At 58.5% G+C, this 26,449-nt stretch carries 31 protein-coding genes; 12 read left to right on the forward strand and 19 right to left on the reverse strand.

The window, feature by feature from the left end; translation table 11 throughout:
* Positions 1 to 60: 60 nt before the first annotated feature.
* The 3 genes from ACA051_RS00410 to ACA051_RS00420 all read right to left on the reverse strand — a co-directional run bounded on the left by ACA051_RS00410 (position 61) and on the right by ACA051_RS00420 (position 3,706).
* On the reverse strand, positions 61 to 1,587 hold the full coding sequence (locus ACA051_RS00410; RefSeq protein ID WP_497306787.1) for a SulP family inorganic anion transporter: 1,527 nt from the start codon (positions 1,585 to 1,587) through the stop codon (positions 61 to 63).
* 85 nt (positions 1,588 to 1,672) lie between these two features.
* A complete protein-coding gene (locus ACA051_RS00415) occupies positions 1,673 to 2,404 on the reverse strand; it encodes a carbonic anhydrase (RefSeq protein WP_109627117.1) in 732 nt (243 codons plus the stop codon).
* Between the two features lie 243 nt (positions 2,405 to 2,647).
* Positions 2,648 to 3,706 carry a PA0069 family radical SAM protein gene (locus ACA051_RS00420; protein WP_497373052.1) on the reverse strand — a complete coding sequence of 353 codons (1,059 nt, stop codon included), beginning with the start codon at positions 3,704 to 3,706 and terminating at the stop codon, positions 2,648 to 2,650.
* 223 nt (positions 3,707 to 3,929) lie between these two features.
* On the opposite strand from ACA051_RS00420, the gene ACA051_RS00425 reads away from it, so the two are divergent.
* Positions 3,930 to 4,235: a hypothetical protein gene (locus ACA051_RS00425; protein ID WP_497306790.1), complete on the forward strand. Its 306-nt coding sequence runs from the start codon at positions 3,930 to 3,932 to the stop codon at positions 4,233 to 4,235.
* 231 nt (positions 4,236 to 4,466) lie between these two features.
* Positions 4,467 to 5,114: a phosphatase domain-containing protein gene (locus tag ACA051_RS00430; protein WP_497306792.1), complete on the forward strand. Its 648-nt coding sequence runs from the start codon at positions 4,467 to 4,469 to the stop codon at positions 5,112 to 5,114.
* A gap of 3 nt (positions 5,115 to 5,117) precedes the next feature.
* Here the strand turns inward: ACA051_RS00430 and ACA051_RS00435 are convergent, their stop codons facing one another.
* The 3 genes from ACA051_RS00435 to prlC all read right to left on the reverse strand — a co-directional run bounded on the left by ACA051_RS00435 (position 5,118) and on the right by prlC (position 9,614).
* Entirely contained in the window at positions 5,118 to 7,166 is a 2,049-nt protein-coding gene (locus ACA051_RS00435; protein WP_497373054.1) for a M3 family metallopeptidase, read from the reverse strand.
* Between the two features lie 112 nt (positions 7,167 to 7,278).
* Positions 7,279 to 7,566: a YheV family putative zinc ribbon protein gene (locus ACA051_RS00440; protein ID WP_497306796.1), complete on the reverse strand. Its 288-nt coding sequence runs from the start codon at positions 7,564 to 7,566 to the stop codon at positions 7,279 to 7,281.
* Positions 7,563 to 9,614 carry an oligopeptidase A gene (gene prlC / locus ACA051_RS00445; protein WP_497373056.1) on the reverse strand — a complete coding sequence of 684 codons (2,052 nt, stop codon included), beginning with the start codon at positions 9,612 to 9,614 and terminating at the stop codon, positions 7,563 to 7,565. Before prlC ends, ACA051_RS00440 begins: the two co-directional genes overlap by 4 nt.
* 89 nt (positions 9,615 to 9,703) lie before the next feature.
* Between prlC and ACA051_RS00450 the strand changes: the two genes are divergently transcribed.
* From ACA051_RS00450 to ACA051_RS00460, 3 genes are all read left to right on the forward strand, one after another.
* Positions 9,704 to 10,249, forward strand: a complete 546-nt coding sequence (locus tag ACA051_RS00450) for a gamma carbonic anhydrase family protein (RefSeq protein ID WP_497306798.1) — start codon at positions 9,704 to 9,706, stop codon at positions 10,247 to 10,249.
* 26 nt (positions 10,250 to 10,275) lie between these two features.
* Positions 10,276 to 10,926 carry an HAD family hydrolase gene (locus ACA051_RS00455; RefSeq protein ID WP_497373058.1) on the forward strand — a complete coding sequence of 217 codons (651 nt, stop codon included), beginning with the start codon at positions 10,276 to 10,278 and terminating at the stop codon, positions 10,924 to 10,926.
* Positions 10,927 to 11,101: 175 nt separating this feature from the next.
* Positions 11,102 to 11,560, forward strand: coding sequence for an REP-associated tyrosine transposase (locus ACA051_RS00460; RefSeq protein WP_497373060.1), 459 nt, complete (start codon positions 11,102 to 11,104; stop codon positions 11,558 to 11,560).
* A gap of 100 nt (positions 11,561 to 11,660) precedes the next feature.
* Here ACA051_RS00460 and ACA051_RS00465 read toward each other — a convergent pair whose 3' ends face one another.
* Positions 11,661 to 12,737 (reverse strand): aminopeptidase, encoded by a 1,077-nt coding sequence (locus ACA051_RS00465; RefSeq protein WP_497373062.1) that lies wholly within the window; start codon positions 12,735 to 12,737, stop codon positions 11,661 to 11,663.
* A 60-nt stretch (positions 12,738 to 12,797) separates the two neighbouring features.
* On the opposite strand from ACA051_RS00465, the gene ACA051_RS00470 reads away from it, so the two are divergent.
* Complete coding sequence (locus ACA051_RS00470) at positions 12,798 to 13,220, forward strand: PA0061/PA0062 family lipoprotein (protein WP_497373064.1); 423 nt, start codon at positions 12,798 to 12,800, stop codon at positions 13,218 to 13,220.
* Positions 13,221 to 13,260: 40 nt separating this feature from the next.
* The gene (locus tag ACA051_RS00475; protein ID WP_497373066.1) at positions 13,261 to 13,683 is read left to right on the forward strand and encodes a PA0061/PA0062 family lipoprotein; all 423 of its coding nucleotides are present in this window, start codon (positions 13,261 to 13,263) and stop codon (positions 13,681 to 13,683) included.
* A 6-nt stretch (positions 13,684 to 13,689) separates the two neighbouring features.
* Here ACA051_RS00475 and ACA051_RS00480 read toward each other — a convergent pair whose 3' ends face one another.
* Both ACA051_RS00480 and ACA051_RS00485 read right to left on the reverse strand, forming a co-directional pair.
* Complete coding sequence (locus ACA051_RS00480) at positions 13,690 to 13,923, reverse strand: DUF1161 domain-containing protein (protein WP_497373068.1); 234 nt, start codon at positions 13,921 to 13,923, stop codon at positions 13,690 to 13,692.
* 208 nt (positions 13,924 to 14,131) lie between these two features.
* A complete protein-coding gene (locus ACA051_RS00485) occupies positions 14,132 to 14,563 on the reverse strand; it encodes an OsmC family protein (RefSeq protein ID WP_046044847.1) in 432 nt (143 codons plus the stop codon).
* A gap of 243 nt (positions 14,564 to 14,806) precedes the next feature.
* On the opposite strand from ACA051_RS00485, the gene ACA051_RS00490 reads away from it, so the two are divergent.
* Positions 14,807 to 15,808 carry an LLM class flavin-dependent oxidoreductase gene (locus ACA051_RS00490; RefSeq protein WP_497306808.1) on the forward strand — a complete coding sequence of 334 codons (1,002 nt, stop codon included), beginning with the start codon at positions 14,807 to 14,809 and terminating at the stop codon, positions 15,806 to 15,808.
* A gap of 64 nt (positions 15,809 to 15,872) precedes the next feature.
* Here the strand turns inward: ACA051_RS00490 and ACA051_RS00495 are convergent, their stop codons facing one another.
* Together ACA051_RS00495 and ACA051_RS00500 are read right to left on the reverse strand one after the other, a co-directional pair.
* On the reverse strand, positions 15,873 to 16,097 hold the full coding sequence (locus tag ACA051_RS00495) for a DUF1161 domain-containing protein (protein WP_497306809.1): 225 nt from the start codon (positions 16,095 to 16,097) through the stop codon (positions 15,873 to 15,875).
* Positions 16,098 to 16,220: 123 nt separating this feature from the next.
* Positions 16,221 to 16,436, reverse strand: coding sequence for a dodecin (locus ACA051_RS00500; RefSeq protein WP_497306811.1), 216 nt, complete (start codon positions 16,434 to 16,436; stop codon positions 16,221 to 16,223).
* A gap of 157 nt (positions 16,437 to 16,593) precedes the next feature.
* Between ACA051_RS00500 and ACA051_RS00505 the strand changes: the two genes are divergently transcribed.
* Positions 16,594 to 16,920: an ElaB/YgaM/YqjD family protein gene (locus tag ACA051_RS00505; RefSeq protein ID WP_010465712.1), complete on the forward strand. Its 327-nt coding sequence runs from the start codon at positions 16,594 to 16,596 to the stop codon at positions 16,918 to 16,920.
* Here the strand turns inward: ACA051_RS00505 and ACA051_RS00510 are convergent.
* Complete coding sequence (locus tag ACA051_RS00510; protein WP_497306813.1) at positions 16,917 to 17,810, reverse strand: LysR family transcriptional regulator; 894 nt, start codon at positions 17,808 to 17,810, stop codon at positions 16,917 to 16,919. The two genes, ACA051_RS00505 and ACA051_RS00510, sit on opposite strands and share 4 nt — an antisense overlap.
* A 112-nt stretch (positions 17,811 to 17,922) precedes the next feature.
* Here ACA051_RS00510 and trpB point away from each other — a divergent pair, with 112 nt between their 5' ends.
* From trpB to ACA051_RS00525, 3 genes are all read left to right on the forward strand, one after another.
* Positions 17,923 to 19,158: a tryptophan synthase subunit beta gene (gene trpB / locus ACA051_RS00515; protein ID WP_497373071.1), complete on the forward strand. Its 1,236-nt coding sequence runs from the start codon at positions 17,923 to 17,925 to the stop codon at positions 19,156 to 19,158.
* Positions 19,158 to 19,970, forward strand: a complete 813-nt coding sequence (gene trpA, locus ACA051_RS00520) for a tryptophan synthase subunit alpha (RefSeq protein WP_219094778.1) — start codon at positions 19,158 to 19,160, stop codon at positions 19,968 to 19,970. The genes trpB and trpA overlap by 1 nt, the downstream gene beginning before the upstream one ends.
* A gap of 121 nt (positions 19,971 to 20,091) precedes the next feature.
* Complete coding sequence (locus ACA051_RS00525) at positions 20,092 to 20,547, forward strand: anti-virulence regulator CigR family protein (protein WP_497306818.1); 456 nt, start codon at positions 20,092 to 20,094, stop codon at positions 20,545 to 20,547.
* 54 nt (positions 20,548 to 20,601) lie between these two features.
* Here the strand turns inward: ACA051_RS00525 and ACA051_RS00530 are convergent, their stop codons facing one another.
* The 7 genes from ACA051_RS00530 to scpC all read right to left on the reverse strand — a co-directional run bounded on the left by ACA051_RS00530 (position 20,602) and on the right by scpC (position 26,290).
* On the reverse strand, positions 20,602 to 22,563 hold the full coding sequence (locus ACA051_RS00530) for a DUF7844 domain-containing protein (protein ID WP_497306820.1): 1,962 nt from the start codon (positions 22,561 to 22,563) through the stop codon (positions 20,602 to 20,604).
* Positions 22,560 to 22,880, reverse strand: coding sequence for a DUF2388 domain-containing protein (locus ACA051_RS00535; protein ID WP_094469762.1), 321 nt, complete (start codon positions 22,878 to 22,880; stop codon positions 22,560 to 22,562). Before ACA051_RS00535 ends, ACA051_RS00530 begins: the two co-directional genes overlap by 4 nt.
* 28 nt (positions 22,881 to 22,908) lie before the next feature.
* Positions 22,909 to 23,226 (reverse strand): DUF2388 domain-containing protein, encoded by a 318-nt coding sequence (locus tag ACA051_RS00540; protein ID WP_497306822.1) that lies wholly within the window; start codon positions 23,224 to 23,226, stop codon positions 22,909 to 22,911.
* 106 nt (positions 23,227 to 23,332) lie between these two features.
* Positions 23,333 to 23,650 (reverse strand): DUF2388 domain-containing protein, encoded by a 318-nt coding sequence (locus ACA051_RS00545; protein WP_010465729.1) that lies wholly within the window; start codon positions 23,648 to 23,650, stop codon positions 23,333 to 23,335.
* A 144-nt stretch (positions 23,651 to 23,794) separates the two neighbouring features.
* Positions 23,795 to 24,004 carry a DUF1127 domain-containing protein gene (locus ACA051_RS00550; RefSeq protein WP_497375658.1) on the reverse strand — a complete coding sequence of 70 codons (210 nt, stop codon included), beginning with the start codon at positions 24,002 to 24,004 and terminating at the stop codon, positions 23,795 to 23,797.
* A gap of 259 nt (positions 24,005 to 24,263) precedes the next feature.
* Positions 24,264 to 24,416: a DUF1127 domain-containing protein gene (locus ACA051_RS00555; protein ID WP_370694728.1), complete on the reverse strand. Its 153-nt coding sequence runs from the start codon at positions 24,414 to 24,416 to the stop codon at positions 24,264 to 24,266.
* Between the two features lie 380 nt (positions 24,417 to 24,796).
* Entirely contained in the window at positions 24,797 to 26,290 is a 1,494-nt protein-coding gene (gene scpC / locus ACA051_RS00560; RefSeq protein WP_497373072.1) for a succinyl-CoA:acetate CoA-transferase ScpC, read from the reverse strand.
* Positions 26,291 to 26,449 lie beyond the last annotated feature (159 nt).

A 26,449-nucleotide genomic window follows, 5' to 3' on the forward strand; every position in this document is an offset into this window, starting at 1 on the left:
AGCTTTTGGCGTATTTGAAGACGCCTTCGCGGGCAAGTCTCGCTCCTACAGGAGGGCGATTTATGTGGCGGAACCGACTCCGGAAGTGGTCCGCAAACGCCCCTCCAACCGACGCTTCAACCCCCGCGCTTCAATCAGCAGCTTCGACCCCTTGGCCGCATTGGCCCGGCCCCATTCCTCCAGCAACTCCAGACACGAGTGATCGATGTAGCTCAGGTTGTTGAGCGGCACATGCACCGTCGCGCCTGGGGGAATGGTCCCCAGCACCTGGGTCAACGCCGGCACCTTGAGAAAGGTTGCTGCTCCCGTCAATCGCAACTCCATCTCACCTTCGGCAGGCAGGTCGATCAGGCTGATTTTCAACCGCGAGGCCTTCCAGGCCAGTTTGGCCAGGGTCAATCCGAAGCCGATCAGCACGCCGGTCAACAGGTCGGTGAAGATGATTGCCAGCGCCGTCGCCGCGTAAGTGAACATCGGCATCCGGCCATAACGGCCCAGACCGCGAAAGGCCTTGAGGTCGACCAGTTTGAAACCGGTGTACACCAGCACGCCCGCCAGGCTTGCTACCGGAATGCTTTGCAGCACGCTGGACAGCAGCAAGACAAAAGCCAGCAACCACAGACCGTGGAAGATCGCCGACATTCGCGTGGTGGCGCCGGCCTGGACGTTGGCTGAACTGCGCACGATCACACCGGTCATGGGCAGCGCGCCAAGCAGACCGCAGAGCATGTTGCCGACGCCCTGAGCCGACAATTCCCGATCGAAATCGGAGCGCTGGCCGCTGTGCATGCGGTCCACTGCCGCTGCGGAGAGCAGGGTCTCGGCGCTGGCGATAAACGCCACGGCAAATGCGGCGATCAGTAAGGTCGGGTCAGCCAGATTGAGCAAGTCGGCGGGCTTCAGCCAGTCGATGGCTTCTGCCAGGTTGGCCGGGACTTCCACGCGTTTGACCTGCAAGGCGAGCATCAGGCTGGCGACCGTCGCCAGACCTACGCCAAGCAGCGCGCCGGGAATGAAACGCAGGGGGTGGGGGCGGAATTTCTCCCACAGCCACATCACCGCAATCGTCGACAGCCCAAGCAAACCGGCTTGCCAGCCAAGGGAGGGCAAGGCCTGGAGGACGGCCGCCGGGAAGGCTGCAAGGTTATCCAGTCCCGAGGGCTTGGGCACGGCGTCGAGCATCACATGCACCTGTGACAACACGATCAGTACGCCAATCCCGGCAAGCATGCCGTACACCACCGCAGGCGCCGTGACCCGAAACCAGCAGCCCAGCTTCAAGCGCCCGGCCACCAGTTGTAGAAAACCCGCCAGCAGAAGAATAGGCCCGAGCATGGCAATGCCATGCTGGCGCACCAGTTCGAACACCAGAACCGCAAGACCCGCCGCCGGGCCACTGACTTGCAGCGGTGAGCCGGCCAGCCAGCCCACCACCAGGCCACCAATGATCCCGGTGATCAAACCCTTGGCTGGCGGCAGGCCCGAGGCGATGGCGATGCCCATGCACAAGGGCAGGGCGACCAGAAACACAACCACGGACGCCAGCAGCTCCCGTGGCAGAACAGCTTTGAGTTGAGCGGCACGCATGGTGACATCTCCCCATGTTTTCTTCAGGCGTGGCAAAGCCAGGCTGCTTGATCAGCAACCTCGGCTAAACCACGCTTGGGAGGATTTAGAAGCGCGCTTTGGGCGTCGCCACGGGAATCGGATGGCTGCCATCGAGCGGCAGGAAACACCCTTTGTCCGCGTCGTAAGCTCTGATTTCGCTGGTTTCGATGTTGTAGATCCAGCCATGGATAAACAGCTGACCATTGGCCATACGCGAGGCGACCGAAGGGTGAGTGCGCAAATGCTGAAGCTGGGCGATCACGTTCTCTTCGGTGAGGACGTGCATACTTTCGCTTTCGTCAGCGCAATGGCAGTTTTCCTGGACCATGGTTTTCGCCACTTCCGCATGACGCAGCCAGGCTTTGACCGTCGGCATTTTTTCCAGGCTTTGCGGGTTGAGTACGGCGCGCATCGCTCCACAGTCGGAGTGCCCGCAAATGATGATGTGCTGTACGCCGAGGGCCAGGACCGCGTATTCGATGGCCGTGGAGACACCGCCGTTCATCTGCCCATAAGGCGGCACAACGTTGCCGACGTTACGGGTCACGAACAGATCGCCGGGGGCGCTTTGGGTGATCAGTTCAGGAACGATGCGCGAATCGGCGCAGGCGATGAACATCGCTCGGGGGCTCTGGGCCGTGGCGAGTTTTTTGAAGAGTTCTTCCTGCTGGGGAAAAACCTCGTGATGAAAATGCAAAAAGCCGTCAACGATATGCTTCAGCGCTGCATCGGCGGTTTCCGCCTCGGGTTGGGCTGAAGCCGACGCAGCCAACGGCTGTTTATCCTTGTCACTCATGATTCATCCTCTTTGGCGGAGTCAGGGAATTTTCCCGTTTTGTCCGGTGTGAAGCCAGTGGCTGTTTAAAAAACATCCAGGCCGAAGATCTCGACCCGTCAGTCACTCGATGAGCAAGGTAACTGCCGAAACTTAACTCAAACTGAATCAAGCGCTCTAGTACGTGTGTTCCAGGTCACTAAAAACGTGACCAGCGTAATGGCCAAGTGCATTTCCCACTACTCAACCATAGGCCAATTGTCCTCAAATCAACGACATCTGGCGACCCGGCGGACAGAAGGCGTCGCAGTCCAGATTAAAACCTTCGCGCCGATTGAGCCCCAGTCGTTTGATGGTTTTGGCAAAGCGTTGCGCCAGCAAGTCGGCAAACGGCCCTTCACCGCGCATCCGGCTGCCAAACCGACTGTCGTAGAGTTCACCGCCACGGCTCTGGCGGATCAGGCTCAACACATGAGCGGCACGCTGCGGATAGTGGGCGGCCAGCCATTCTTCGAACAGCGGCGCCACTTCCAGCGGCAGACGCAACATCATGTAAGCCGCACTCTGGGCACCGGCTGCATGGGCCTCGGCCAGCAGGCTTTCAAGTTCGCTGTCGTTGATCATCGGAATCATCGGCGAACACAGCACGCCCACCGGGATGCCGGCTTCGTGCATTACCCGTATGGCGCGCAGCCGAGCCTTGGGCGCAGCCGCGCGCGGTTCGAGGATGCGTTTGAGCTCATCGTCGAGGGTGGTGAGGCTGATCATCACCGCCACCAGCCGTCGCTCGGCGAGTTCGGCCAGCAGGTCCAGATCCCGAAGAATCAGCGAGCCCTTGGTGATGATCGTCACGGGATGCCGATAACGCAGGAGCACTTCAAGGGTCTTGCGGGTGATTTTGTGTTCGCGCTCGATCGGCTGATAGGGATCGGTGTTGGAGCCCAGATTGATCGGCGCGCATTGATAGCCGCGTTTGGACAGCTGTTCTTCCAGCACATCGGCGGCGTTGGTCTTGGCGATCAGTTTGGTTTCGAAGTCCAGCCCCGGTGACATGTCCCAATAGGCGTGGCTGGGGCGTGCGTAGCAGTAGATGCAACCGTGCTCGCAGCCGCGGTAAGGATTGATCGAGCGGTCAAAGGGCAAATCCGGTGAGTTGTTGCGGGTGATGATGGTTTTCGCCGTTTCGATGCGCACTTCCGTGCCCTGCGTGACGGGCGCTTCCTGATACCAGCCGTCATCCTCGGCCACCGAGCGATTCGGCGCGAAGCGGTTGTGCGGGTTGGTTGCGGTGCCGCGGCCGCGAGGGGGCAGTGGGGTCGCCATCGATATGATCCTCAAGCTGTATATTCATACAGTATATGGCCGCGACCGAATAGGCCAGTGCCGTTCGGCACCTGAAAAGGTGTTAAGTCTTGAAGGGTTGTTTATTACTAATGAGTTTCTTGTAATTATGAGAAACAGATCGAAAGTAGCTTAGTTATAATCCATCGGTATTATGCGCTTCACACGAAGTTGTCGTGTTCTCACTATTAAAAGGATTTAATTAATGTCGAATTACAATCAGCGCGGTGTCTTTCTACAACTGTTGGCCCCGTCTGTCGTTAGTCCGAAAGAAGTTCGGGTGTCCATGCAGTTTGCTTTGAAAGAAGAGGGTTACGACCCGGAACACCGTACGCCTACGTACTCCCTGCTGGACTCTAGCACCCATGAAGCCGTTTCGAATGACGGTGGTTTAACCTTCTCCATGCGTCAAAGCCCGGCTGACGTGAACGGTGACAGGAATGTCGATGCCCAGGACAAGGCCGTTCTGATTGCTCTGGCGACGGCGTATTCGAAAATCGTTAATCCTTGATTGTTATTGAGCGCATGAAACTTTTAAGTATTCATGCGCATGCATCTTGAGTAATTACTTAAAGCGGTATGGGGTTTTAGTACCGCTTTTTTTTATTAAGCGCCAGTCCGTACGAAAGCAGGTTTAAATCCTTCAATTCACGGTTCTTTGACAGAAGTCTCACGGGCCTTTGACTGCTCAGGGCGGAAGCTAGTGGCACCTAACCATTTTTCCCCACACGGTCGTCCGAGCATGCCCCGATTGCGCTTCTTACCTGCTACATGCCTGTTGTCGCTGGCCGCACTTTTCAACCTGACGGTGGCCTTTGCGGACGACGCCGATTTGCCCCGCCCGGCGGAATGGGCCCAGCCGGTCGAGGTGCAATACAACCTCTACCAAATGACCCCGACGCTTTACCGCAGCGCCTTGCCCGACAGCGGCGCCGTATCGTTGCTGAAAAAACTCAACGTCGCGACCGTCATCAATTTTCTGCCCGAGTCGGATTCAAGCTGGTTGACCGCGCCGGACATTACTCAGGTGCAACTGCCCTATCGCACCAATCACGTGGATGACGCCCAGGTGCTCAAAGCCCTTCGTGCCATCCAGACCGCCGAATCCCATGGCCCGGTGCTCATGCACTGCAAACACGGTTCGGACCGCACCGGCCTGATGTCGGCGATGTATCGGGTGGTGGTGCAAGGCTGGAGCAAGGACGACGCCCTGAGCGAAATGACCCAGGGCGGCTTTGGTGACAGCACCCATTTCAAGGACGGTGTGCGTTACATGATGCAGGCCGATGCCGACAAGCTTCGGACCGCGCTCGCCAACGGCGATTGCAGCACCAGCCCGTTTGCGGCCTGCTCGATGAAGAATTGGTTCAAATCCGCCCACGTCGAATAAGCATCAGTGCATCGGGCAGCCGCTACTGGCCGGCATCGCGAAAAAGCTGTCGGCGATCGGGCGTCCTTGGAATTCTTCCAGGGCCACCAGCAGCGAGCGCGAATCCCCCGGTGAAAAAAAGGCTTCGCGAAAGGCCTTGCCTGTTTGCGGGTTGAACACCCACTCGCGCTGAAACCGTTTGAACGCCTCGGTCGCCAGTACGCCCGACCATTTGTAGGCGTAAACCGACGCCGCGTACCCGGTCACCATGTAATCGAAGCTGTTGGCAAACCGACAATAGGGCGGCAGTTGCAGGTGAGGGATCTCTCGCAGCACGTCGTCGAAAATGTGTTCAACGCTTCGGCCATCACCTTGGTTGCGGTGCAATTCGAAGTCGAACAATGACGCCATTAACAGCTCTGCGGTTTGCCGACTGGTATGGGTGCGAATGGCTGCCAGCGCTGCATCGACGCGTGCTTCGCTCAGGCGCTCGCCGGTCTGGTGGTGTGCGGCCAGCCACAGCACAAACTCCCCTGACAGGCACCAAAGTTCGAACAATTGCCCGGTGAATTCTGCCGTGTCGCGTCCCAGCTGGGTAATACCGGACAGGCGATGGTGAGGCGAGCGGGTCAGCACGTGCTGCAAGCAATGGCCAAATTCATGGAACAGAACGCGCAGGTCCTTATGGGCGAGAAGGCAAGGACGCTCGGCGTTCCCGGGCGTGAAGTTGCCATGAAGCACGGCGATCGGCAGCGTCAACCGACCTTCGGCATCCAGCCGCCGATTTCGTGGCGTGGAGGTCCAGGCAAAGTCCGGCGCTTCATCCCGATGAAAAGGGTCGAGGTAAATGTGCCCGACGACCTGGCCATGCTCGCTGATTTCAAACAGGCGCACGCTGTCATGCCAGCGGCTGACTACCCGCTGTTCGACGATCTGGATGCCAAACATGCGCTCGCTGAACAGGCAAAGTCGATGCAGCGTCCCGTCCAGTGGAAAGTACGATCTCAGTTCTTTCAACGCCCCGCCGAAACGTTGCTGGCGTAGTTGTTCGGCGAGAAACTCGTGATCCCAAGCTTTGACCTCAATAATGCCGCGCTCAAGCGCAAATGCCTTGAGTTCTTGTGCGTCCTTCTCGAGTTCCGGTGCTGCCTGCACGATTTGCCGCCGCAGGAAACCGGTGACTTGCTCGGTGGATTCGGCCATTTCCGTTACAAGGCTGAGTTGCGCGAAGTTCTCATACCCCAGCAACCTGGCTTTCTGGTGACGCATGGACAACAGCAGCTCCAGCACCGGACCATTATCGAAATGCCCGTCGTGCGGACCTTGATCGGAAGCCCGGGTGGAGTAGGCGACAAAATATTCTTCGCGCAGGGATCGGTCTTCGGCATAGGCCATGACGCGAGTGAAAGTGTCCTGGTCCAGACGCATCAGCCAGCCTTCGTGCCCTGCCAGTTGCGCGTTGACTGCCAGACGCTCCAGTGTCGCCGCAGACAAACCGCGCAATTGCGAGACGTCGTCGATGCGCTTGGTCCAGGCTGCGCTGGCGCCTTCCAGGTGGGTCATGAACAGGCTTTGCAGCACCCCGATGTCGCGATTCAGCCGGGCCAGCGTCTGCTGTTGGTCGATGGGCAGTTCGATGCCGGACAAGCGAAACCGGCGCAGAATCTTGTTCAAAACCGCTTTGCGCGGCTCATCGTAATTCGACGCAGCCGGACTCTGCGCCAGCCGCTGATAAGCCCGGAACAGAGCGTGATTGCCCATCTTTTCAGATTTGTACTGCGCAGCGGCGTCGCTGCAAGTCGCGCTGGCTGCGTCCCAGGCCTTGCCCTCATGTTTCACCATAGAAAGGGTTTCGATGACACCCATGGCCTCATCCAGACGCGCATCGGTTTCATCAACGGCCAATACCAGATCATCCCAGTTCGGGATCGTGGATTGACTCGCGATAATCCCGGCAATGGCCTGGCGGTTTTCGGCAACAAGGGTGTCGATGGCAGGCACCAGGTGCTCGGCGCGGATGTCCGGCCAGGGCGGCAGGTCCCAGTGCTGCAACAGTGGATTGTTATCAGGCATGGCGTCTTCCTTGAGTAGGGCTGAGGGATTCAGCCTAAGGAGGAAGCGCGGGGGAAGGGTGGTAAATAGATACCACCTTCCACCCGGTCAAAGGTTGGAAGATGGCGTTGGCTCAGTGTTGCTCGTCAGGCTTTTTCTTCAGCTTCGGGTTCGGGAAGAACTGCACCGCCTGAACCTTGGTGTCCGGCACCTTGAGCGCCGAAGTGTTGACCCGCGTGCCCAATTCCTTGGGCACCGACAGACCTTGTTCATTGAGCGTGTCCGAATAACCGCAGGCCACGCATTCGCGATGCGGGACCTCGTCTTCGTTCCACATCATCAATTTGTCCGGCTCGCTGCATGCCGGGCAGACCGCCCCGGCGATAAAGCGTTTTTTCGTGATCACAGGCCCCTCGTTCATGCTGCCGCGTCCTCACTCAGGCCGCTATGGCGCAAGAGTGCGTCAATCGATGGGGCACGGCCACGGAAGTCGACGAACAGCACCATGGGTTCCTGAGAACCGCCACGCGCCAGGATCGCTTCGCGGAACGCACGACCTGTTTCGGCATTGAGCACGCCGTCTTCTTCGAACTTCGAGAAGGCATCCGCCGACAGCACTTCAGCCCACTTGTAGCTGTAGTAACCCGCCGCGTAACCGCCGGCGAAGATGTGGGCGAAGCTGTTCGGGAAACGGTTGTAGGCCGGTGGACGCATCACCGAGACCTCGTCACGCACACCTTCGAGCACTTGCAGCACGCTGCGGCCATCGCCGTGGGTGGCGTGCAGTTCGAAGTCGAACAGCGAGAACTCCAACTGACGAACCATCATCAGGCCAGACTGGAAGTTCTTCGCCGCGAGCATTTTCTCTAGGAGATCCTGAGGTAGCGGCTCGCCGGTTTCGTAGTGACCGGAGATCAGCGCCAGACCTTCTGGCTCCCAGCACCAGTTTTCCATGAACTGACTTGGCAGCTCGACCGCATCCCAGGCCACTCCGTTGATGCCGGACACGCCGGCGTGTTCAACGCGAGTCAGCAGGTGATGCAGGCCATGGCCGAATTCGTGGAACAGGGTGGTGACTTCATCGTGGGTTAGCAGGGCTGGTTTGCCGCTGTCGGCCGGGGTGAAGTTGCACACCAGATTGGCCACCGGGCTTTGCAGCACGCCGCTTATCGTGCGGCGACGGTCGCGGGCGCCGTCCATCCAGGCTCCGCCACGCTTGTTGGCGCGGGCATAGAGGTCAAAGAAGAAGCGGCCGACGTGCTGGCCGTTTTCCTTGATTTCGAACAGGCGGACATCGGGGTGCCAGGCGTCGAACCCTTTCAGCTCGGCGATCTCGATGCCGTACAGGCGCTGGACGATGGCGAACAGGCCGCCCAGCACTTTGTCGATCGGGAAGTAGGCGCGCAGTGCTTCCTGGGCCACGCTGTAACGCTGCTCGCGAAGTTTTTCGCCGTAGAAGCCGCTGTCCCAGCTTTGCAGGTCCGGGCAGCCTTGTTCGGCGGCGTAGGCCTTGAGCTGTTCCAGGTCCTGGGCGGCGAACGGTTTGCTGCGTTTGGCCAGATCGCGCAGGAAACTCAGTACCTGATCGCTGGATTCGGCCATTTTGGTGGCCAGGCTCAGTTCCGAGAAACTGGCGAAGCCGAGCAGTTTGGCCAGCTCCTGACGCAGACCGAGGATGTCTTCCATGACCGGACCGTTATCGTTCTGACCGGCGTTCGGGCTTTGGTCCGACGCACGGGTGCAGTAGGCGGCGTAGACTTCTTCGCGCAGGGCACGGTCCTGGGCGTAGGTCATCACCGCGTAATAGCTCGGGAATTCCAGGGTGATGAGGAAGCCGTCCAGATCTTTTGCCTGTGCCGCGGCGGCCATTTGCGCCTTGGCCGAATCGGTGAGGCCGATGAGGGCGGCTTCATCGGTCACGTGCTTGGTCCAGGCTTGAGTCGCGTCGAGCAGCTGGTTGGAGAAGCGGCTGCCCAGCTCCGACAATTTGCTTTGCACTTCGGCGTAGCGCTTCTGTTCGGCTTCCGGCAGGTCGATACCCGACAGACGGAAGTCACGCAGGGAGTGTTCCAGGATAGTTTTCTGCGCCACGTCGAAACCGGCGGCTTCCGGGCTGTTCGCCAAGGCTTCGAAGGCCTCGAACAGCTCACGGTTCTGGCCCAGCTCGGTGGAGTAGGCGCTCAAGGCGGGCAGGCAGGACTCGTAGGCTTCGCGCAGTTCGGCGCTGTTGCACACGGCATTCAGGTGGCTGACCGGGCTCCAGGCGGCGCCCAGACGATCGTTCAGTTCGTCCATCGCCAGCACCAGGCCGGCCCAAGTCGGTTGTTTGCCCTGGCTGTTGAGGATCTCAATAATGGCGGCACGGTTGTCAGCCAGGATCTGTTCAATGGCCGGTTGCACGTGTTCGGCACGGATCGCCGAGAACGGCGGCAGGTCGTAGGACTGCAAAAGAGGGTTGTTCACGCTCACGGTTGGCACCTTGGCTGGAAGAAACATGCGGCCATCTTAATTACAATCGACGCTCACCGCAGCTATCAGCAACAGAGAGAAACCCTATCGTGACCCTTCGCAAGTATCAGAACCACACGCCGCTGTTGGGCAAAGGCGCTTTTGTCGACGGCTCGGCGGTGGTGATCGGCGACGTTGAAATCGGCGAAGACAGCTCGGTCTGGCCGCTGACAGTGATTCGTGGCGACATGCACCGCATCCGTATCGGTGCGCGCACCAGTGTCCAGGATGGTTGCGTGCTTCACATCACTCACGCCGGGCCGTTCAATCCCGATGGCTTTCCCTGCTTGATCGGAGACGATGTGACCATTGCCCATAAGGTCATGCTGCATGGCTGCAGGGTCGGCAACCGGATTCTGATCGGCATGGGCAGCATCGTCATGGATGGCGCGGTAATCGAGGACGATGTGATTGTCGGCGCGGGCAGCCTGGTGCCGCCGGGCAAGCGTCTGGAAAGCGGCTTCCTGTATGTCGGCAGCCCCGTGAAGAAAATCCGCCCGCTGACGGACAAGGAAAATGCCTTTTTCACCTACAGCGCGGCGAACTACGTGAAGCTCAAGAATTTGCATCTGGCTGAAGGCTACGACCAGCTTTGAGCCTTCGCCCTAATTCAGGATTCAACATGCATTACCAAACTGTACTGTTCGACCTCGATGGCACCCTGACCGACCCGCGCGAGGGCATCACCCGTTCGATCCAGTTCGCCCTGAGCAAACTGGGCATCGATGAACCGGACCTGACCAAGCTCGAGCACTTCATCGGCCCGCCGTTGTTGCAGGCGTTCATGCAGTTCTACGACTTCGACGAGCCCAAGGCCTGGGAAGCGGTGAATTTCTATCGCGAACGCTTCAAGGTTACCGGCCTGTATGAAAACCGTGTGTTCGACGGCGTCACACTGCTGCTGGAAACTCTCGGCGGGCAAGGGCGACAGTTGTTCATCGCAACCTCCAAGCCGTGGGTGTTCGCCCGAGAAATCGCCCGGCACTTCGACTTCGCCAAGCACTTCAAGGTGATTTACGGCAGCGAACTGGACGGGACACGCACCAACAAAGTCGAGTTGATTGCCCACCTGATGGCCGAAGAAGGCCTGGACCCGGCCAGCACCCTGATGATCGGCGACCGCAAACACGACCTGATCGGCGCGCGCAGCAACGGGCTGGATGCGGCGGCGGTTGGATACGGTTTTGGCAGCCGGGAAGAATTGAGCGCAGAAGCACCGACCTATCACTTTGAAACGCTGGATGAGATGCATCAGGCGTTTTTGCGGCGTTGATCAGTACGCGTTCGCGGGCAAGCCTCGCTCCTACAAAAGCAACGTAGATCCCGTAGGAGCGAGGCTTGCCCGCGAAGAGGCCCGCCCAGATACATCCTGTGCAACAGTTACCACCCAAGTCCCTTCTAATCGTCCTAGGCTCAAAGTCTGAGGTCACGATCAAGGAGGATCATTAATGTCAGAGCTAAAACATGCTCATCGATTGCGCACCGGCCGATATTCGGAGCCCGGACAGATTTACCTCCTGACAGCCGTCGTTTTGAACCGGCAACCGTTATTCCATGACTTCAAGAGTGGGCGACTGGTAGTCGATGCCCTGAAAGCTGCTGAGCAAGAAGGGTTTGCGACGTCACTGGCCTGGGTCGTCATGCCCGATCATTTCCATTGGCTGATCGAGTTACAGAATATTCAGTTACCCAGTTTGATGGCTCGAACCAAATCACGCATCGCAGTAACGCTTAATCGCTCGGCAGGACGCCAAGGTCCGGTTTGGCAACATGGTTATCACGATCGCGCCATTCGTAAGGAAGAAGATCTACAGGCAGTTGCTCGCTACATCGTCGCCAATCCGTTGCGAGCTGGCTTGGTCGAGAGGGTAGGGGATTATCCGCTGTGGGACGCGATCTGGTTGTGAGGTTGAAAACGCGTTCGCGGGCAAGCCTCGCTCCGACAAAAGCAACGTAGATCCCGTAGGAGCGAGGCTTGCCCGCGGAGGCCCGCCCAGCCACCAGATTTTATGACCCCGCCAAAGCCTTCAGCACCAACTTGCGCTCAGCCATCGGCAACGCACCAAGCTGTTCGACTGCCGCATAAAACCTCAGCCAATCCCCACCCTCCTGCCTGAACAGCGCCGTAAACGCTGGCACCCATTGGTCATACAACCCAAACGGCAATAAGCGGGCATTGTTCATCGGCGCATTGATCCACGCGTCATAGCGTTTATCCCCGGCCCAGCGGCTGTCGCGCAGTTGTCGATATTCAAGACGCAGGCGTTCGAACTCTGCTGCTTTGCGCTGGCGCATCTGGTCGGTGGGCAGCGGCAGGGCGTAGAGCTTTTCGAGTCGCGTGCGAGTGTCCAGAACCAATTGAATGAACAGGTCCCGCTGCTGCGCCTGCGCGCCGTTGTCCGGTGCCAGACCACGTGATGCACGCCATTGCCGGGTGCCTTCCTGCTCGACGAAGGTGGCGAAGGACTCGTTGAACTCGGTGTCGTCCTTTACATAGACGCGCTGATGAGCGAGCTCATGGAAGATCAGCGTCGCCAGCCGCTCGTCGCCCCAACCCATCATGGAGCTGAGAATCGGATCGTTGAACCAGCCGAGCGTCGAATAGGCCTCGACGCCGCCAATCGATACGTCCATACCTTTCAGGCGTTGCAAGGCCGCCTCGCCGCGGGCGGCACTCTGACTGTAATAACCTCGATAGGCGACGCAACCAGCGATGGGGAAACAATGATTTTGCGGTGTCAGGGAAAATTCGGGCGTGGCAAAGACGTTCCAGACCACGAACGGCCGGCCAATGTCGGCGTACAGGCGGTAGCTTTGGTTATCGGGCAGATGCAGCTGTTGGCTGGCGAATGTCCGGGCCTTTTGCGACTGGGTCAGGTGCGCACGCAGCATCGGATCGCGAGACGGATCGGCCACCACGTCGGCCACCGGCTCCCTGGCCCTGAGCAACTGCAACTGACCACTGGCCAATTGGCTGTAATAGCTGACGCCGGCGCAGCCGCTGAGGAATAAAAGCAACACACCTGGAAACAAAACCCGCAAAACGCGATCAAGTAACCCATGGCTTGGAAGCGGCCTGATCAAAATAAAATCATCCCTGGAGAGTCTGCCCGCAAGACTATCCCGCCTGACTGGAGCTCCGCTATGCGCAAATTGATGCTGACGGGAGGCTTGTTGATGCTGACCGGTTGTGCCGGATTTGGATTACCTCACCACGATCCGTCGCAAGCGTGGATCGACCTGGACTCACAGCAAGAAGACACCGCCCTGCAAGCGCTGGATGTCGATGACAAGGCCTCTACCGACAAGCGCTATTTCGAAGTGCATCCGGGCAGTCATGAGCTGACGGTGCGTTACCAGTTTCCGGTCCAGCCCACCAACATCGGCCCTGACGCCGAACCGCTATGGCGTGATTGCCAGTTGAATGTGAAATTCAATGACTTCAACGCCGGTGAGCGGTATCAGCTGCAAGCGGGGAATATCGGCTTCCGGCCGTGGGCCAAACTCTATGATCAGCAACGAAAAGTGATTGGCCAGGGCACACCGGCGGGCTGCCAACGCAGCTAATCGGCGTTATGCTGAATGACCATCCTTTGGGACATTCATCATGCGCAGGTTGATGCTGTTGCTCGCGGCAGGTGTGGTTGCCGGCTGCCAGAGTCCGTTACCGGCGGTAAATCCGCAGATGGCCTGGATCGATTTCTCGACGCCATTCCCCAACGACAAGTTGCTGATGGCAGAGCGACTGGACAAACAGCGAATGCGCGACGGGCGTTTTTTTCAGGTCACACCCGGCAGCCATGAGCTGGTCGTCAGGTTTGACTTTGAGGTGCCCGGTGGTGGGGGCATGGGCATGATGAGCGCCCCCACGGAGCGGCTGTGCTACCTGACCCTCAACTATGATCATTTCGAAGCCGGCCAGCGTTATGTGCTGGAGGGCCGTTCGATAGCGTTCACCCCTGGCGCGCGGTTGTTCAACGCCAAGCGGGAAATTGTCGCTGAAGATCGGGAGGCCAATTGCGTCCCGTGAGGTGAATCAGCGGTCGTTTTTCTGGTAAATGATTTTCTTGGTGCCGTTTTCGCAGCTGCCGACGACCATGTTCTTATCGTGAACGTCGTCATTGGTGACGATTTCCAGGGTGTAGGACGTGACGTTATTGGCCTGGATCTTGGCCTCGATCTCGGCCTTGAGTTCTTCGCAGGATTTCGGTGCCGCCAGGGCCGAAGTGGCCAGCGCACAACAGATAATCGCCAAGGCAAAACGTTTCATGGTTGAAACTCCATTGAGGCAGCGCGCAGGGGGCTGCGTTTCAGCCGCTGTCATTTATTCGACCACAGTTTGATAAAGCGAGTTCTGACATCGCTCATAAGGCTTATGTTTTGCAGTAGGGATTGAGTCGCTTACCAGATCGCTTTCGCGAGCAGGTGCGGCGATCCGACCTGCTCGCGAAGGCGTCAGTACCTTCAGCGCATGAACATCAGCTAATCAACGTTGCATCCAGACTGATCTTCGCATTCAGCACTTTGGACACCGGGCAACCTTCTTTGGCCTTGTTGCTCAGCTCCTCGAACTGCGCCTGAGTGGCCCCGGGGATTTTCGCCTTGAGGATCAATTTCACCGCCGTGATCGCAAAACCACCGTCGACTTGGTCCAGGGTGACTTCAGCATTGGTATCGATGCTGTCGGCCTTGAGCCCGGCATCACCCAGGATCATCGAAAACGCCATCGAGAAACATCCCGCATGCGCCGCGCCGATCAGTTCTTCCGGATTGGTGCCTTTGCCGCCTTCGAAACGAGCCTTGAAGCCGTAGGGCGCTTCTCTGAGTACACCGGTTTCAGTGGAGATCGAGCCGATGCCCGTTTTCAGATCACCTTCCCAATGAGCCGATGCTTTCTTTGTAATAGCCATGTCTGCCTCCTCAAGATCCGGCGCGAAACGTCGCACCTTCGTGGTTTTCGGTTGCTAGGGTTCTGAGGATAGACGGTGGTGCAAAGTTCACCTCATCTCATAAGTCCTACCGTTTTCGTAGGAATTTATGTCTTGGCTATTGAATCTCGGGTATATGCCCTCATTGCATGAAGCACGCTTATAGATTCGGCAGGTTTTCGTTCGCAAGAAAAAACCTGCGCCCTCAATTGGAGAAGCAGGCTTATGAAACGACTGTCCGATATCAAGTTCTCGACCCTTGATCTGGTGCCCGTGCGAGAGAACGGCAGCGCGGCCCAGTCGCTGCGTAATTCCCTGAACCTGGCACAGCATGTCGAAAAACTCGGCTATAACCGCTTCTGGGTTGCCGAACACCACAACATGGACGGCATCGCCAGTTCCGCCACCTCGGTACTGCTCGGCTACCTGGCCGGTGGCACGACGACCATTCGTGTCGGCTCCGGCGGCGTGATGCTGCCCAACCACGCGCCACTGGTGATCGCGGAGCAATTTGGCACCCTCGAAAGTTTGTATCCAGGCCGGATCGATCTGGGTCTGGGGCGCGCGCCCGGATCCGATCAAATGACTGCCCGCGCCCTGCGTCGCGAACGATCCGGCAGCGCCGACGAGTTTCCGGAAGATGTCACCGAGCTGATGCGTTATCTCGGCCCACGCACGCCTGACCAGCGAATCATCGCTATGCCTGGCACTGACACCAATGTCCCTGTCTGGTTGCTGGGCTCTAGCCTGTTCAGTGCACAACTGGCCGGTGAACGCGGTTTGCCCTACGCCTTCGCCTCGCATTTTGCACCGCGCTTCATGCATGAGGCGATTCGCGTCTACCGCAATCACTTCAAGCCTTCGGCGGTGCTGGATAAACCGTATGTGATGCTCGGTGTGCCGCTGGTGGCCGCTGACACTGACGAACAGGCGGATTACCTGGCGACTTCGGTCTATCAGCGCATTCTGGCGTTGATGCGTGGCCAAAGCCTGGTGCAGCGTCCGCCGGTGAAAACCATGGATGGCTTGTGGCTGCCCCATGAGAAAGAAGCCGTGGGTGATTTCCTCGGACTTGCGATGGTGGGCAGCCCGCAGAAAATCCGCGCCAAGCTGGAAGTGCTGATCGAGCAGACTCAGGCAGACGAGCTGATTTTCACCTGCGATCTGTACGAACATGCGGATCGGGTACATTCCTATGAGCTGCTGGCGCAGGTCATGAAGGGCTGACGCTCAAATAGCGAGCACAAAAAAGCCGACGTCATTGCGTCGGCTTTTTTATTTTGGAGGGAGGTCAGCCCTGCTTGTAGACGATTTGCTTAGAGCCTTTTTCACAGGTGCCAACGACTTTTCCGTCGGCAGCAGCGTCCTTATCGACGATTTCCAGCGAATAGCCGGCAACGCCCTTGGCATCCAGTTTCGCCGCGATTTCGGCTTTCAGCTCTTCGCACGATTTGCCGTCAGCAAAGGCTGTTCCCGCAAGGCTTAATAAACCTACCGCTAAAATAAATTGCTTCATCGGTCGCATTCCCTGGTCGGATCAAAGGGAGCTTCCAGCCATCAGCCGGAGGCACTCATGTAGCGCTTTGCTATTTCCCTATGGCATTCGGCCAGCGCGCAAGTTCAGAAGACTAGCTCAAACTCAGCTACTGGCAATCCGGAACCCGACTTTAAGCGTCACCTGAAAGTGGGCAGCCTTGCCGTCCTTGATGTGCCCGCGGGTTTCGGTCACTTCAAACCATTCCAGGTGCTTGATGCTCTTATTGGCTTCGGCCAATGCGTTGTTGATGGCGTCTTCAATGGTGGTGGTGGACGAGCCGACAAGCTCGACTTTCTTGTAGGTGTGATGGTCAGTCATGGCGTTCTCCTTGGGGTATGAAATACAGCCTAGCAGTGATTTTTCGTATTACTTCTGTCGGCTGTTGCAACGCAGAAGTTCAGATTTACTGCACTTTCTCGAACCCTTGAAGTCCCAACCAACACACGCTACTCATCATCAATGAAGGAGAGCCACCATGGCCAACACCTCTTTACGTAAAGCCTCATTGCAAAGCATGGAAGCCGAGATCGAGAGTCTGCTGAAATCGTTGGAAAATCTGAAAGACGACGCCTCGGACGAGTCGCGTAAAACCCTCAAAGCGCTGAAAGGCAACGCCGAGAACGCGCTGAAACACTCGCGCCATCTGCTCAGCGATGCGTATGAAGAAGTCAAAGTCAAAACCCGTGAAACCGGGATTGCCACACGCGACTACGCTCAGGAACACCCTTGGACTACCGCGGGCGTTGCTGTGGGCGCACTGGGTCTGCTCGCGGCATATCTGCTGTTCAAGCGCGGCGACTAATCGGTTTGGCGCAGTTCAGCCTTGAGCCACTGCGCCAACTGCCGAGCGCGCCCGTCCGCGGCGCGCTTGGGTAGCCACAAAGCCAGTTGCGCCGGGGTTTCACTGAATCCCCAGGGCGCAACCAGGCGACCGGCCTTCAAGTCCTCAGCCACCAACGGTTCAGGTGCAATTGCCACCCCCAGCCCCGCTACGGCCGCTTCCAGCAAATAATACAAATGCTCGAAACCTTGACCGTACTTCAACGCCTTGGCGTCGAGGCCACTTTGCTGTGCCCAGCTCGGCCAGGCCTGTGGGCGCGAAGTGGTGTGCAGCAATGGCTCATCCAATAGCACTGTGGCTGGCGCGCCTTGCAGCTTTTCATAACCCGCGAAGCGTGGGCTCATCACCGGACCGATTCGTTCGCTGGCCAACTCATAGACTTGCATGTCCGCCGGCCATGGCGGCTCGGCAAACACCAGCAGGGCATCGAGCCCCGGCCGTCGCGGATCGAGATCGCCTTCCCCGGCCGACAGGTGCAGGCGCAGGTCCGGCAGGTCCGCATTCAGTCGTCCCAGGCGTGGAATAAACCAGCGCGCCAACAAACTGCCCGAGCAACCCAGTACGAACGGCGCGTCAGCGGTGCTTTGGGTCAGCTCTGCGCACACAGTCCGCAGACGCTCAAAGGCTTCACCGCTGGCATCGCGCAAACGCACGCCGGCATCTGTGAGTTTCAGGCCGCGCCCATCCTTGATGAACAGGCTGACGCCGAGGTGTTCTTCGAGCACCTTGAGTTGCCGGCTGACCGCGCCATGAGTGACGTGCAGCTGTTCGGCAGCGTGACTGACGCTGTTCAGCCGGGCCGTGGCTTCAAAGGCGCGAAGGGCGTTGAGCGGGGGAAGGTCGTGGCTCATGGGATCTGTGAGTTTTCCTGACAGGTTGTGGCGATCTTATCGGTTTTCAGGCTTGGGCGTCAGGGGTAGAGTGACCGTCATTGTCATCTCACGAATCCAACTGGAGCGACCCATGACCCAGACTAATTTGCGTACCGGCCCCGACGCCAACGGCTTGTTTGGCGCGTTCGGCGGCCGCTACGTTGCCGAAACCCTGATGCCGTTGGTCCTCGACTTGGCCCGTGAATACGAATTGGCCAAGGAAGATCCGGCATTCAAAGAAGAATTGGCCTACTTCCAGCGGGACTACGTCGGACGTCCAAGCCCGCTGTATTACGCCGAACGCCTGACCGAATTCTGCGGCGGCGCGAAGATTTATCTGAAGCGCGAAGAGCTGAACCACACCGGCGCGCACAAGATCAACAACTGCATCGGCCAGATCCTGCTGGCGCGGCGCATGGGCAAGAAACGTATCATCGCCGAGACCGGCGCCGGCATGCACGGTGTGGCGACGGCGACCGTGGCTGCACGTTTTGGCCTCGACTGCGTGATCTACATGGGTACCACCGATATCGAGCGTCAGCAGGCCAACGTGTTCCGCATGAAGCTGCTGGGCGCCGAAGTGATCCCGGTGGTCGCCGGGACTGGCACCCTGAAAGACGCGATGAACGAAGCGTTGCGTGACTGGGTGACCAACGTCGACAGCACCTTTTACCTGATCGGCACCGTGGCCGGCCCGCACCCTTATCCTGCGATGGTTCGTGACTTCCAGGCTGTTATCGGCAAAGAAACCCGTACTCAATTGCAAGACCAAGAAGGCCGTCTGCCGGACAGCCTGGTGGCGTGCATCGGTGGCGGGTCCAACGCCATGGGCCTGTTTCACCCGTTCCTTGACGACAAAAGCGTCGAGATCATTGGTGTGGAAGCCGCCGGTTATGGCATCGAAACCGGTAAGCATGCTGCCAGCCTGAACGGTGGCGTTCCGGGTGTACTGCACGGCAACCGTACCTTCCTGTTGCAGGACGACGATGGCCAAATCATCGACGCCCACTCGATCTCGGCCGGCCTCGACTATCCAGGCATCGGCCCTGAGCATGCCTGGTTGCATGACATCGGCCGCGTTCAGTACACCTCGGTGACCGACGACGAAGCCCTCGATGCGTTCCACAAATGCTGCCGCCTGGAAGGGATTATTCCTGCACTGGAAAGCGCCCACGCCCTGGCCGAAGTGTTCAAGCGCGCACCGACCCTGCCGAAAGATCACCTGATGGTGGTCAACCTGTCCGGCCGTGGCGACAAAGACATGCAAACCGTGATGCACCACATGGAAAACGCTCAACACGAGCAGTCCAAGCAGGAGAAACACTGATGAGCCGCCTGCAAACCCGTTTTGCCGAACTCAAGGAACAGAACCGCGCCGCCCTGGTGACCTTCGTCACCGCTGGCGACCCGAGCTATGACACTTCCCTGGCGATCCTCAAAGGCTTGCCCGGTGCTGGCGCCGACGTGATCGAGCTGGGCATGCCCTTCACCGACCCGATGGCTGACGGCCCGGCGATTCAATTGGCGAACATCCGCGCCTTGGGTGCCAAGCAGAACCTGGCAAAAACCCTGCAAATGGTTCGCGAGTTCCGTGAAGGCAATACCGAGACGCCGCTGGTGCTGATGGGTTACTTCAACCCGATCCACATGTACGGCGTGCCGCGTTTCATTGCTGACGCCAAAGAGGCCGGGGTTGATGGTTTGATCGTGGTCGACCTGCCGCCGGAGCATAACGGTGAGCTGTGCGACCCGGCTCAGGCAGCGGGCCTGGACTTCATCCGTCTGACCACGCCGACAACCGATGATGTGCGTCTGCCGACTGTTCTGAACGGCAGCTCTGGCTTCGTCTACTACGTGTCGGTTGCCGGTGTGACCGGGGCGGGCGCGGCGACGCTGGAGCATGTTGAAGAAGCCGTTGCCCGTCTGCGTCGCCACACCGACCTGCCGATCAGTATCGGGTTCGGCATTCGCACACCGGAGCAAGCGGCGTCCATCGCGCGTCTGGCCGATGGTGTGGTGGTGGGTTCGGCATTGATCGATCACATCGCCAATGCCACCACGCCGGAACAGGCGGTTGATGGCGTACTGAGCCTTTGCTCGGCGCTGGCTGACGGTGTGCGTAAGGCCCGCGTCAGCTGAAGGTAAAGTTCCTGATACAGAGGAATTAGAGCCGCGCGGCACAGACTAAACAGCAAGACCGAGGGCTTCAGGACTACGTTCTGAAGCCCTTTTTGCTGTATGTGCGGTGAGGAAAGACCTGATGAAAATGCCGAAACGTCTGATTGCCAGCCTGGGCGTGCTGATGCTCAGTGCCACCCCGTTGCTGAATGCGAGTGCTGATCAGCGCGACGATCACGACCGCGGCGGCCCGCAGCAGGGCCATTACGACAACCGTGGTGACAATCATGGCGATGACCACCGTGGCCCGCAGGACAATCATCGCGGCGGCCCTCCGCCACGGGATTTCGGCCCGGTGCGCCAGACTATTCACGATAACCACGGCTATTTTGTACGCGGGGCACCACCTCCTCCAGGTGTTCATCTGGTGCGTGGTCGGCCGTTGCCTCACGGCTATTACGGTGAGCGTCTGGATAATCGCGCCTTGGGGCGGCTGCCGTATTACACGGGCTACGAATGGCGCCGTGCGGGGGGCGATATTGTGCTAATTGCCGTGGGCACCGGGATCGTCTATGAAATTCTTGAAGGGGTGCTTTGATTTAACGTGCAGGCAAAAAGAAGGCGTCATGGATCATCCACGACGCCTTCTTGCTTATGGCAACTCCAGCCCGCCTGCTGCTTTATGCAATTTGCGCAAATGTTCGCCCACCAGTTTCAGGTTGGCTTCATTGGCGGCCATCTCAGCTGCCCGGCCTGGTTCGAGCAGCGCTCTGACTTCCTTGTCCAGATCGCCGGTCAGCAGCTGAAGCTGCTTCTGCCGCAGGTTGCTTTCCGATTCCAGGCGCTGCCATTCATTCGGTTGAGGCAATCCGTAACCGCCGGTGCCGAGCAGCTCCGCCGGACGACTGAGGAAGCCGCTATTGGCGAGAATCTGCTGCAAGGTCGCGTTCGCCTTGTCCATGCCGCCGTTCTTCAATTCCCGAGCGCCCAGATAACGCTGTTTCACTTCATCCTGGGCCAGCACCAGCTGTTGACGGAAGCTTGCCTGCTCCAGCAACAGCAACGCGGCACTGGTGCGCAAATCAGCTTGCTCAAACCATTGCCGACGTTCTGCAGCTTTCAGTGCCAGCCAGTCTTCGACTTTTTCCTGCTTGATCGGCAAGTGCTTCTTCAGCACTTCGAACATCGCTTGGTAACGATCACGGAAGGAATCGAAGCGATAACCAAGGCGCAGCGCTTCGCGTGGGTCGTCCAGCACGCTGGTATTCGCCAGTCCGCGGCCTTTCATCACTTCCAGTAAGCCGTTGGGCATGATGCTGTCGAGCCCGACCAGTTTCGCGTTGTTGGTGCCGCTGCGCAGCAATTTCAGGCCTTCTACCGCGCAGTTATTGGACAGGAAAAAATAGTTGCCGTCGTAACTCCAGTGCATCTCGGCGGCGTGTTCCACCACGTCTTCAATTTCGTTGCGCGACAGGTTCAGCGGCACCGAAGCCAGACTGCGCAGTTCAGTCTTGGTGTATTCGTCGATCACTTGGGCCAACGGCAATACAAATAGCCGCGACGGATATTTACCCACCAATCCATCCCAGCTCGAGAGCTGTACGTCGCCGACGAAGGCGCGATAGGACAAGACCAGGTGCTGGTCGAGATCCAATCGGCAATCTGGCCCACGGGGCCGACCTGGCGCGCAGATCACCAGACGCAACATGCTGTGCCCCCAGCGGCTGACCCAGTTCTGGTTGGCTTCGGCCAGCAGATAGTCGACGGCGTACACCCGTTCCGGATCGACCTGGCCCAGCGGTTGTTTAGCGAAGTCGTTGCCGGCATTGAGGAAGGCAAAGGACTTGCTGCAAGCGTCCTTGGCAGCGGGAGCCCAACCGAAATGTTCTTTGTAGTAGCGATACAGCGCGGGGCGACGGCAGGCATAGCTCGGGTCGAGGAGGAAATACTCCATGTTGACCGCGACAAACTCTTTGGGACTGCTCGTTTCGTAGATGTCCGGGCTGCGGGCGATTTGCCGGTTGTGCTGCTCGCGCTCGCCACGGCGACCGACGTATTGCGGCCAGCCGGCCAGATCGAGCAGGCGCGGGTCATCGCTCAGGGTAAAGCGGCGGTCGGATTGACCACGGCATTCATCCGGGATGCCGATCAGGCCGGAACTGTTGTTGCGCCGGGTACAGCGCTGGATCAGCGTGCGTTCCGCGTCCGGCCACAGGCGCGAACGGTCGTAAATGTGGGTGAGTTCATGCAACACCGTTGCGAGCATTTCGCGGCGGACGGTGCCGTGGGGGCGATAGGTTTTCTTGGTGGCGGCGCTGCCGTCCGTGAGGCTTGCGAGCAGGTTGCGGTTCAGGTCGAGTTCGGACACCAGCGAGGCCTGGCCATAGGCATTGCTCGGCATGTCGTCGGTCCAGCCGACATCAATGCGGCGGTCCAGTTTTTCGATAAAGCGTGGCGGCAAGGCCTGCATGGCTTCATCGAGCAACACCTGACTGGCTTGCTGTTGTTCGGGGCTCAGACCCTCGGTCTTGAGCCGTAATTGCAGGCCAGCCTGGGCCGTGTTGCACAGCAGCAACATCAGCCCGGCCAGCAGCCAGGCGCTTGGCGACTTCACAGTGCGAGGATGGCTTCGGCGAGCACCTGATCACTGGCGTCCCGGGCTTCCGGCACGCGGGTGCGCAACGTGTTGATGGCCGCTTCGAGGTGCGCGCCGCGTATGTCGCCGTCACTGGCAACAAAACTGGCCGCATCGTCGTGGGCTTCACGGATGATCTTTGAATCCCGGATCGACGTGGTGGTATCGGACGTGAAATCAAGGGTGCGCTGGGTGGCATTGATGATGATATTACTGGTGGCGACCAGGGTATGCGCCTGGGTCACATCGGCCAATAAAAGCAGGCCAAGGGCAACAGCAATCAGAGGGCTACGCATGGAACGACTCCGCAAGGACAAAGGATAACTATTGGACGAGAATTGCCTGCGCCAGTTCAAGGTCGCTTGCATGAAGTTTTGGCTGGCTGCGGCGCAGGTAAATCAGCGCGGATTCCAGCTGCGCTCCGCGTAATTGGCCGTCGCTGGCAATGAACGCCGCAGCGTCATCGTGTGCCTCGATCAGCAACTTACGGTCGAAGGGGGCGGCGGTCACCATGCTTGAAGCGTAACCAGTCACCACAATGCCTTGGGTCGACAGGTTGAACGCGTCGAAGGCATAGGTCGGGCTCGACCAGCAGGCCGCGAGAAATACTGAGGTGAAAGACGGCTTTGAAAGAAAACGCATGAGACTCGATTGTCGAAAGCGAGTCCAAAGGCTAGCGCAATGCCCGGGCTAGAGCCAGCCCCGAAATATTGGGACACGACAAGCGTGTCCCATGTGACAGTGTCGCTTAGATCGTCAGGATGGCCTGTGCCAGTTGTGCATCAGTGGCGTTCAGCTGAGGCGCCTGGTGGCGAATGTGGTCAAGTGCGCTTTCCAGTTTCACGCCACGAATGGCGCCTTCGCTGGCGACGAAGCTGGCGGCGTCGTCACGGGCAGCGCGCACGATCTTGTCATCGCGAAAGGAAGAAGTGACATCGGAGGTTGCATCGGAACTGGACTTCAGCGCGCCGACAACGGCATCCGTGGTCACGATAAAGCTGGTCGCGTGGGAATTGGCAGCCACGGCAAGCAGGGCTGCAGCGCTGAGCAGACGAAGACGGGACATGGTGTAACTCCTTTGGATAACCGATTGAGAGGTGTTGAGGTAGCTGTTGAGTCAGACGCCTGTCGTACAGCGCTCGCCACGTTCTGGTTTGATATTAGGCCTGCTTTTATCGGTTCGAACAGTCCCTTCTGTTAAAGCAGGGGCCTAGCGCCAGAACGGTTTATCCAATTCATTGAGCCGATCCGCGTGGCTGATGCCCAGGTCCGAGAGTTGCTGATCATTGAGCTGGCCCAGCAAACGTCGGGTTCTAGCTCTATCAACGTTGTCAGCGAGCACCCTCAGCAAACGTTTAAGCCTGAGGAACCGCGGCTTCGTTTGAAGGGCAGAAGCGGAAACATTCAGTAGGTTATTCATGGCGCAGTCCTTTTGCCGGTGAGTCAGGACTTCCATGTTGAGCTCTTTGCTTCTGGACCTACAGATACACCGCAAAGAAATTGTACTGGTGCAATTATTAAATAGTTATAACTGTAACTGTCGCCCGCTATCCCTTTTGTACTGGCACTGACAAAGGCCGAAAACGACAAAGCCCGTCGTGGTTACCCACGACGGGCTTTGTTTTTTCAATTTGGAGTGCTGGCTGTGGACCCGGTGGGTCAGGGCCAGCGACGCTAACTTAGCGCCAGAACGGCTTGCTCAGCTCTTCGTAGCGTTGTGCTTCGCTAATCCCGGCATCAGCCAGCAGACGCGAATCCAGACGAGCCAGTTGATGGCGGCTGGAGATGCGGCGCTGCCACAGCATCAGGTTGGCAATAACGCGAAGAGGCATGGAAGCCTGGGTTTTTGCAGCGGTATCTTCGAAGAACAGTTCGGAACTGAGTGTACGTTCCATGGTTGACATCCTTCCGCTTGTGGCGGGATTAGGTAGTGGTTTAACTGATGCCAATGATCCTCTCGTTTGGCTAGTCTCTGTAGATACAGTTCACCTGTATTGTGAGGGACCAGTTAACTGCTAATAGGGGGTGTACTGGTCGAAATTGAGGCAACTGTACCTGTCAGCACCAAATTAGTGCGATTTCTATGTTTTGTGTGGATTTGGTAGGCAATTACGGTAGGAAATGACCAGTACAGCAGTACAGTTTTAAACATAATCTACTGCGACCAATGCCAGCTGACGCAACTGTGCTTGCGTCAGCTGTTTTCGCCGAATCAGACCGCCAGCATTCGCCCGGTTTCGTCCAGGTTGATGTGCCAGCGCAGGGCATCGCGCAGGATATGCGGGGTGTGCCCGCCCAATGCGCAGGCCGACGTAAAGTAGTCATCCAGCGCCTGGCGATAGTCCGGGTGCACACAGTTGTCGATAACCACTCGAGCCCGCTCCCTTGGCGCCAGGCCGCGCAGGTCCGCCAGGCCGATCTCCGTCACAAGGATGTCGACGTCATGCTCGGTATGGTCGACGTGGCTGACCATCGGCACCACGCTGGAGATTGCGCCACCCTTGGCGATCGATTTGGTAACGAAGATCGCCAGGTGCGCGTTGCGCGCAAAGTCCCCGGAACCGCCGATGCCATTCATCATGCGTGTGCCGCAGACATGGGTGGAGTTGACGTTGCCGTACAGGTCGAACTCCAGCGCAGTGTTGATGCCAATGATGCCGAGGCGCCGCACCACTTCCGGGTGGTTCGAGATTTCCTGCGGCCTCAGGACCAGTTTGTCCTTGTAGCGCTCCAGGTTGCCGAAAACATCGGCATTGCGTCGACTCGACAGGGTGATCGAACTGCCTGACGCAAAGCTCAGCTTGCCGGCGTCGATCAGGTCGAAGGTCGAGTCCTGCAGCACCTCGGAGTACATGGTCAGGTCTTCAAATGGCGAGTCGATCAGGCCGCACATCACCGAGTTGGCGATGGTGCCAATACCCGCCTGCAATGGGCCGAGCTTGTTGGTCATGCGCCCTGCGGCCACTTCTTGCTTGAAGAAGTCGATCAGGTGATCGGCAATGGCTTGGGTATCGACGTCCGGCGGCAGGACAGTGGAGGGCGAGTCGGACTGATTGGTGATCACGATGGCGACGATCTTTTCCGGCGGGATCTGGATGGCGGTGCTGCCAATGCGATCGTCGACTTTGACCAGCGGAATCGGCGTCCGGGTCGGGCGATAAGTCGGGATATAGATGTCGTGCAAACCCTCAAGGTTCGGGTTGTGCGCCAGGTTGATCTCGACGATCACGTGCTTGGCGAAAATCGCAAAGCTGGCCGAGTTGCCCACCGAAGTTGTCGGCACGATATGGCCCTGCTCGGTGATCGCTACGGCTTCAATCACCGCGATGTCAGGCACCTTGAGCTGCTGGTTGCGCAGTTGCTCGACGGTTTCCGAGAGATGCTGGTCAATGAACATCACTTCGCCGGCGTTAATCGCCTTGCGCAAAGTGCTATCGACCTGGAATGGCATGCGTCGCGACAGTACACCGGCTTCGGTGAGCTGTTTATCGAGGTCGTTGCCCAGGCTGGCGCCGGTCATCAACGTGATTTTCAGCGGAGTGATTTTGGCGCGCTCGGCCAAGGCGTGGGGGACGGCTTTGGCTTCGCCAGCGCGAGTGAAACCACTCATGCCGACGGTCATGCCGTCCTGAATCAGAGCGGCAGCGTCAGCGGCGCTCATCACCTTATCCAACAACGAAGGCAAGCGAATACGATCACGGTACATGGATGGTTATCTCGGGCAACGGAAGCAAGGTGTGCAGTCTAGTGATTTGAAAAAAATCCGTCCCGCTACCATGGTCGAATGCAGAGACCTGATTTAGAGCCTTTGGTCGGGTTTCACGGGGAATAAAAAACCCCAGCCTACTAAAGGCTGAGGTTTTGG

This window comes from Pseudomonas sp. LBUM1669 (assembly GCF_059695705.1).

What these genes read in the sequence shown, in the direction of transcription:
- ACA051_RS00410 (WP_497306787.1), bottom strand. Translation starts at nt 1,587, where the DNA reads ATGCGTGCCGCTCAACTCAAAGCTGTTCTGCCACGGGAGCTGCTGGCG.
- ACA051_RS00415 (WP_109627117.1), bottom strand. Translation starts at nt 2,404, where the DNA reads ATGAGTGACAAGGATAAACAGCCGTTGGCTGCGTCGGCTTCAGCCCAA.
- ACA051_RS00420 (WP_497373052.1), bottom strand. Translation starts at nt 3,706, where the DNA reads ATGGCGACCCCACTGCCCCCTCGCGGCCGCGGCACCGCAACCAACCCG.
- ACA051_RS00425 (WP_497306790.1), top strand. Translation starts at nt 3,930, where the DNA reads ATGTCGAATTACAATCAGCGCGGTGTCTTTCTACAACTGTTGGCCCCG.
- ACA051_RS00430 (WP_497306792.1), top strand. Translation starts at nt 4,467, where the DNA reads ATGCCCCGATTGCGCTTCTTACCTGCTACATGCCTGTTGTCGCTGGCC.
- ACA051_RS00435 (WP_497373054.1), bottom strand. Translation starts at nt 7,166, where the DNA reads ATGCCTGATAACAATCCACTGTTGCAGCACTGGGACCTGCCGCCCTGG.
- ACA051_RS00440 (WP_497306796.1), bottom strand. Translation starts at nt 7,566, where the DNA reads ATGAACGAGGGGCCTGTGATCACGAAAAAACGCTTTATCGCCGGGGCG.
- ACA051_RS00455 (WP_497373058.1), top strand. Translation starts at nt 10,276, where the DNA reads ATGCATTACCAAACTGTACTGTTCGACCTCGATGGCACCCTGACCGAC.
- ACA051_RS00460 (WP_497373060.1), top strand. Translation starts at nt 11,102, where the DNA reads ATGTCAGAGCTAAAACATGCTCATCGATTGCGCACCGGCCGATATTCG.
- ACA051_RS00470 (WP_497373064.1), top strand. Translation starts at nt 12,798, where the DNA reads ATGCGCAAATTGATGCTGACGGGAGGCTTGTTGATGCTGACCGGTTGT.
- ACA051_RS00475 (WP_497373066.1), top strand. Translation starts at nt 13,261, where the DNA reads ATGCGCAGGTTGATGCTGTTGCTCGCGGCAGGTGTGGTTGCCGGCTGC.
- ACA051_RS00480 (WP_497373068.1), bottom strand. Translation starts at nt 13,923, where the DNA reads ATGAAACGTTTTGCCTTGGCGATTATCTGTTGTGCGCTGGCCACTTCG.
- ACA051_RS00485 (WP_046044847.1), bottom strand. Translation starts at nt 14,563, where the DNA reads ATGGCTATTACAAAGAAAGCATCGGCTCATTGGGAAGGTGATCTGAAA.
- ACA051_RS00490 (WP_497306808.1), top strand. Translation starts at nt 14,807, where the DNA reads ATGAAACGACTGTCCGATATCAAGTTCTCGACCCTTGATCTGGTGCCC.
- ACA051_RS00495 (WP_497306809.1), bottom strand. Translation starts at nt 16,097, where the DNA reads ATGAAGCAATTTATTTTAGCGGTAGGTTTATTAAGCCTTGCGGGAACA.
- ACA051_RS00500 (WP_497306811.1), bottom strand. Translation starts at nt 16,436, where the DNA reads ATGACTGACCATCACACCTACAAGAAAGTCGAGCTTGTCGGCTCGTCC.
- ACA051_RS00505 (WP_010465712.1), top strand. Translation starts at nt 16,594, where the DNA reads ATGGCCAACACCTCTTTACGTAAAGCCTCATTGCAAAGCATGGAAGCC.
- ACA051_RS00510 (WP_497306813.1), bottom strand. Translation starts at nt 17,810, where the DNA reads ATGAGCCACGACCTTCCCCCGCTCAACGCCCTTCGCGCCTTTGAAGCC.
- trpB (WP_497373071.1), top strand. Translation starts at nt 17,923, where the DNA reads ATGACCCAGACTAATTTGCGTACCGGCCCCGACGCCAACGGCTTGTTT.
- trpA (WP_219094778.1), top strand. Translation starts at nt 19,158, where the DNA reads ATGAGCCGCCTGCAAACCCGTTTTGCCGAACTCAAGGAACAGAACCGC.
- ACA051_RS00525 (WP_497306818.1), top strand. Translation starts at nt 20,092, where the DNA reads ATGAAAATGCCGAAACGTCTGATTGCCAGCCTGGGCGTGCTGATGCTC.
- ACA051_RS00535 (WP_094469762.1), bottom strand. Translation starts at nt 22,880, where the DNA reads ATGCGTAGCCCTCTGATTGCTGTTGCCCTTGGCCTGCTTTTATTGGCC.
- ACA051_RS00540 (WP_497306822.1), bottom strand. Translation starts at nt 23,226, where the DNA reads ATGCGTTTTCTTTCAAAGCCGTCTTTCACCTCAGTATTTCTCGCGGCC.
- ACA051_RS00545 (WP_010465729.1), bottom strand. Translation starts at nt 23,650, where the DNA reads ATGTCCCGTCTTCGTCTGCTCAGCGCTGCAGCCCTGCTTGCCGTGGCT.
- ACA051_RS00550 (WP_497375658.1), bottom strand. Translation starts at nt 24,004, where the DNA reads ATGAATAACCTACTGAATGTTTCCGCTTCTGCCCTTCAAACGAAGCCG.
- ACA051_RS00555 (WP_370694728.1), bottom strand. Translation starts at nt 24,416, where the DNA reads ATGCCTCTTCGCGTTATTGCCAACCTGATGCTGTGGCAGCGCCGCATC.
- scpC (WP_497373072.1), bottom strand. Translation starts at nt 26,290, where the DNA reads ATGTACCGTGATCGTATTCGCTTGCCTTCGTTGTTGGATAAGGTGATG.